The organism is Rubidibacter lacunae KORDI 51-2 (assembly GCF_000473895.1).
In the GTDB taxonomy this organism is placed as follows: domain Bacteria; phylum Cyanobacteriota; class Cyanobacteriia; order Cyanobacteriales; family Rubidibacteraceae; genus Rubidibacter; species Rubidibacter lacunae.
In genome coordinates this window covers 1-4546 of record NZ_ASSJ01000020.1, presented here as the reverse complement: position 1 = coordinate 4546, position 4546 = coordinate 1, and the positions used below count along the sequence as shown (strand labels likewise).

Here is a 4546-nt window from a genome sequence, read left to right as displayed (position 1 = left end):
TGCGATGTGGTTGCGGCATTGGGAGCAAGTCATCCCGTTTTTCGATTACCCGCCGGAAATCCGGCGAGTGATTTACACGACCAACGCGATTGAATCGCTGAACGACTCGTTGCGGAAGGTATTGAAGACCAAGGGGTCATTTCCGTCAGAGGCAGCGGTCTTCAAGTTGCTCTACCTAGCGCTGGAGAAGATTTCCGAGAAATAGACGATGCCACTGGCGAACTGGAAGGCGGCGCTAGCGCGATTTGCCATCCAGCATCCCGAGTGCTTCACCGACTGAGGTCTACTTGCTTACACAAAAAACTTGACACCCCCAGTTCTGGGCTTGCTGGGCGCGACTGCGAACGTGGGCTTCTCGGGCGGTGAGGTTCATCCGTTCGCTGCCAATGAGACCCAGAACTATCCAAGCCAAGGTGACGAGGTGATGCAGATCTTGTTAGCCACAGTGCTCTTGCAACCAGGTAATCAGTTGGCGGGAAACAAGCAGGGTAGCGAGCATACTCTCTCAGTGGTCGGTGAATCACTTCAGTATGCCGCCAATGATGGTATGGCATGTCCTCCATGCGTTTTTGTCCGTCAGCCAAGTTGGGTTAACCTCCTAGTGAGTTTGGAGGCTAAACGAGTTCGAATCGGGGCTCGAATCCTAAAACTCGATTCCCGGTTGCGCCTTGACTCCCTGCTCGCGGAAGGGATGCTTGACCAGGGTCATTTCCGTCACCAGGTCGGCAGCGGCAATCAGTTTAGGAGGCGCTCCGCGTCCGGTGAGGATGACGTGTGAGTCGTCGGGCTTCGCCAGCAGTCCTTGCAAAACGGTATCGACATCTAGGAAGCCGAGCTTCAGCGCCACATTTGCTTCATCAAGCAGAACCAGCCGGTAGATTGGATCGCGCACGAAAACTAGGGCTTGCTCCCACGCCGCTCGTGCCGTGGCGATGTCCCGCTCGCGATCTTGTGTTTCCCAGGTAAACCCCTCGCCCATCGCTTGGAAGGTTAGCTGCTCGCCCCAGCGCTCCAGAGCAGCTTTCTCCGCCGGCTCCCAAGCACCCTTAATGAACTGCACGATCGCGACGCGGTAACCGTGTCCGAGCGATCGCAGCACCATACCCAAGGCTGCTGTCGTTTTGCCTTTGCCGTTCCCGGTATGAACGACGAGCAAGCCTTTTTCTAAACTGCGCTCGGCAAGGCGTTGGTCTTGGATGGCTTTGCGCCGCTGCATCTTTTGCTTATACTGCTCGGCCGTCAAATTGGCATCGGTCACGGGCAGACGCGACCGCATCCGGTCGCTGGGGTGAAGTACTTACCTATTATCGGCGGTCGGCGCAGGTATCCGAATGTCTCGAAGACTTGCAGATGTTTGGCAATCGCACGATCGCCATCGGTCAGGTAATTTGCCGCCACGTGGTCAGATCGGCCGAGCCGAAGTGGATGGTCAGTGCCAAGTGCAAGTTTTCCAGCGATCGCACCAGCCAGGGTAGGCCTTCAATGGCTTCAGTTTCGTAGTGCGAGAATAAAACGGAAAAGCGTTTGTCCAAATACGGTCGGGACTTCCGGCACAGCAGAGTCAGTTTCAGCAGCATCCCGATGGTCGGCGTCGTCCCCAAATTGCCCACCAGATCCAGAAAAACAAAGTGGTCCGGAGAGTATCGGTTGTCGATGATGAGAAACTTCAGTAACTGGCTGGAGGTGCGCAGGATGAGAAACTCGTTCGGGCGCTGGAGATCGCAGTGGGGTAGTGTTGCCTCTAACTTTGACGCCAAGCGCGCATTGAACATGCGCTGTCCGTAGGCGGGATCGACTGAGGCGGTCAGATACTCGTACAGATCTCGCTTAAATTCTCGGTAGGACGGTGCCTGAGAACTGTGGGTGATGAAACTGAGGGCGAGATCGCGATACGTATAGTTACCCTCGATATTACCGACAAAATGCCGCAGTGCACGGCTCAAGGCGCGATCGCTCAGGAGCGTTGGATTGAGCGGAACGGTTAGGGGTTCGGATCGTGGCTGGTCTTCGAGCGGGGGGCGGCGAGCTCGCTGGGTCAGACGTACCTGACGGACAACGTACTGCGATAAATTCAACTCATATCGACGTTGGACTTGGGAGCGCATCCTGCGAATGGTCTCTTTGTGTTCGCGGTTGCTATCCTCGCTAAGCAGGCAGTTATCGTAGAGGTATGGATAGCGCACGAGCAAATTGCCAACAGTCCCGCGTGCGTCGTCATTGAGACGAGCCAAGCGCTGCAACTTCTGGTATTGCTCGGTGTTGCGAAAGTCGAGTAACAACTGTCGCAAGCGCCGCGTCGCTCTAGACTGAATGGCTCGCGGCGGCCGCACGTGTTCGAGTAAGTCGACTAGAAGTGGAACGTTATCGCGCAGCTGCGGCTGAAGCTGCCACTGGTTGATCGCAATGTACCAACAACGATTGAGCAGCGAGCCAAACTCAACGCGAGCCTCATGGGAGCCGATCGCAATCTCCAGGGCATCCCGCACGGCCGGTTCGGGGTAGTCGACTCCCAAGAACAGCTTCCGGTAGCGCTCGATCGCCTGCTCGGGCGGCTCGGCCATAACGCATTCGAGCAAATGTTGGTAGAGCGTCTCTTGGGCTTGAGCAAGCTGGCGAACGTGGCTCTCGTTGAGGGCAATCACTACAAGTCGTGCTCCTGTGGTTGGTTACTCCCGGACGTATCGAGAGCGCGGCCGGCGGCACCCTGCGCCCCACGCACGAAATTCAGAGCCGTGCGAGCAGAAAAAAAAACGCGCGGTGCAAAATGCGACGCTAGAAACAGCCGCTTCGGCGACAACAGCGCAAAAACGAACACCTACCTGAGCTTAATTTAGTCAAAGTTGGTTAAGTTTCGATGTGATCTAGATCCTCAAGCGGTGAGGATAGACTCGAATATCAGGCTTATGTTTTGGCTTCAAACGTTGCGCTTGTGACTCCAAAAATCGATCTCGCACGCCTCAGTAAAATTATTGGTGCGATGCCGTCAGATATGCTACGTGCCCGCCAGGAGATTCCTGTGACCGATATCTCCACTGATACGCGTGCGCTCGGTCCGGGCAGCGTATTCGTCGCGCTATCGGGCGATCGCTTTGACGGGCACGACTTTGTGGGCCGGGCAGCGGCCCGCGGTGCGATCGCGGCAGTCGTGGCGCGATCGGTTGCAGGCGTGCCGGCGGACTTGTTGCAGCTGCAGGTGTCGGACACCTTGGCAGCGTACCAAGCGATCGCGCAGTGGTGGCGGCAGCAGATGGCGATTCCCGTCATCGGGGTCACGGGTTCGGTTGGGAAAACGACGACGAAGGAACTAATTGCCGCGGTATTGGGAACGCGCGGTCCGGTGTTGAAGACCCAGGCAAACTTCAATAACGAAATCGGCGTTCCGAAAACTTTGTTGAAAATCGACACTACCCATCGCTTCGCGGTTGTGGAAATGGCCATGCGCGCGAGGGGGGAGATCGCGCTGCTCGCTCAAATCGCGCAACCGACCATTGGCGTGATTACCAATGTCGGAACGGCCCATATCGGTCGGCTCGGGTCGAGAGAAGCGATCGCCCAAGCGAAGTGCGAGTTGCTGGCCGAAATGCCGCCGACGGGTCTAGCCGTGCTTAATGCCGACGACCGCCGCTTGCTGGCAACGGCGGACGAGGTGTGGCAGGGCGAGACGCTCACGTTCGGGTTGGAGGCAGGAGACTTACGCGGCGAGTACATCGCGCCCGACGTGTTGCGAGTAGACGGGATGTCGCTGCCGCTGCCGCTGCCGGGACATCACAATGCGCGGAATTACCTGTCCGCTTTGGCGGTTGCGAAGGTGCTGGACATCGACTGGGCACCACTGCAGGCCGGGCTGACGGTGGAGTTGCCGGACGGCCGATCGCGCCGTTTGGAGTTGGCAGGCGACGTGCTGGTGCTAGATGAATCGTATAATGCCGGTCCCGAAGCGACGATCGCGTCGCTACAGCTCTTAGCGGAGACACCGGGTAAACGGCGCCTTGCCGTACTCGGGACGATGAAAGAATTGGGCGATCGCGCGGCGGCCTTGCACGCACAAGTGGGCGAGGCGGTTGCGGCAACGGGCATCGATTTACTGTTCGTGCTGGCAGACGAGCCGGTGGCTGAGCAGATCGCTGTCAACGCGCGCGGCGTTCCCAGTGAATGTTTTGGCGAGCGTGCAAAGTTAGTGGAGCGGTTGTTGCGCGTGGTGCAACCGGGCGATCGCGTGCTCTTCAAGGCGTCTCATTCCGTTGGGTTGGATCGGGCGATCGCGGAGTTTTCTAAGGCACTAGACCAGTAAATGTCTCGAACGTGCGGGACTCCGGCACCATTGGCTGCCTCTTGTCTTGCCAGTCGGTCAATAGCGACCTCAATTGACGTGATGCCAACTTTATCAAGTGCTACGACAAAAAGTGTTACGACAGAGGGCAGATCGGGATCCTTGTAAACCTGGGGATTGTTTGCCCAATCTGTCGTGGGAATTGTGAAATTGGCATGAGTTCGATGGAGGGAACAACTTCAAAAGTCGGAGTGACATCCTCCCGACGCTGATGCT

4 protein-coding genes and 1 pseudogene are annotated in these 4546 nt (G+C 57.3%); 2 read left to right on the top strand and 3 right to left on the bottom strand.

From position 1 onward, the window contains the following. Window positions 1-280 (top strand): annotated as a pseudogene (locus KR51_RS03975) (transposase); the annotation flags it as partial. 363 nt (window positions 281-643) lie between these two features. Here KR51_RS03975 and cobO read toward each other — a convergent pair. The 3 genes from cobO to KR51_RS03965 are packed head-to-tail and all read right to left on the bottom strand — an operon-like array spanning window position 644 to window position 2642. Further along, window positions 644-1276: a cob(I)yrinic acid a,c-diamide adenosyltransferase gene (gene cobO, locus KR51_RS03970; protein ID WP_022605072.1), complete on the bottom strand. Its 633-nt coding sequence runs from the start codon at window positions 1274-1276 to the stop codon at window positions 644-646. Beyond that, entirely contained in the window at window positions 1255-1398 is a 144-nt protein-coding gene (locus KR51_RS19220) for a hypothetical protein (protein ID WP_156914966.1), read from the bottom strand. Before KR51_RS19220 ends, cobO begins: the two co-directional genes overlap by 22 nt. Then, a complete protein-coding gene (locus KR51_RS03965; RefSeq protein WP_022605070.1) occupies window positions 1380-2642 on the bottom strand; it encodes a hypothetical protein in 1263 nt (420 codons plus the stop codon). The genes KR51_RS19220 and KR51_RS03965 overlap by 19 nt, the downstream gene beginning before the upstream one ends. A gap of 287 nt (window positions 2643-2929) precedes the next feature. Between KR51_RS03965 and KR51_RS03960 the strand changes: the two genes are divergently transcribed. Next, window positions 2930-4291: a UDP-N-acetylmuramoyl-tripeptide--D-alanyl-D-alanine ligase gene (locus KR51_RS03960; RefSeq protein WP_022605068.1), complete on the top strand. Its 1362-nt coding sequence runs from the start codon at window positions 2930-2932 to the stop codon at window positions 4289-4291. Window positions 4292-4546 lie beyond the last annotated feature (255 nt).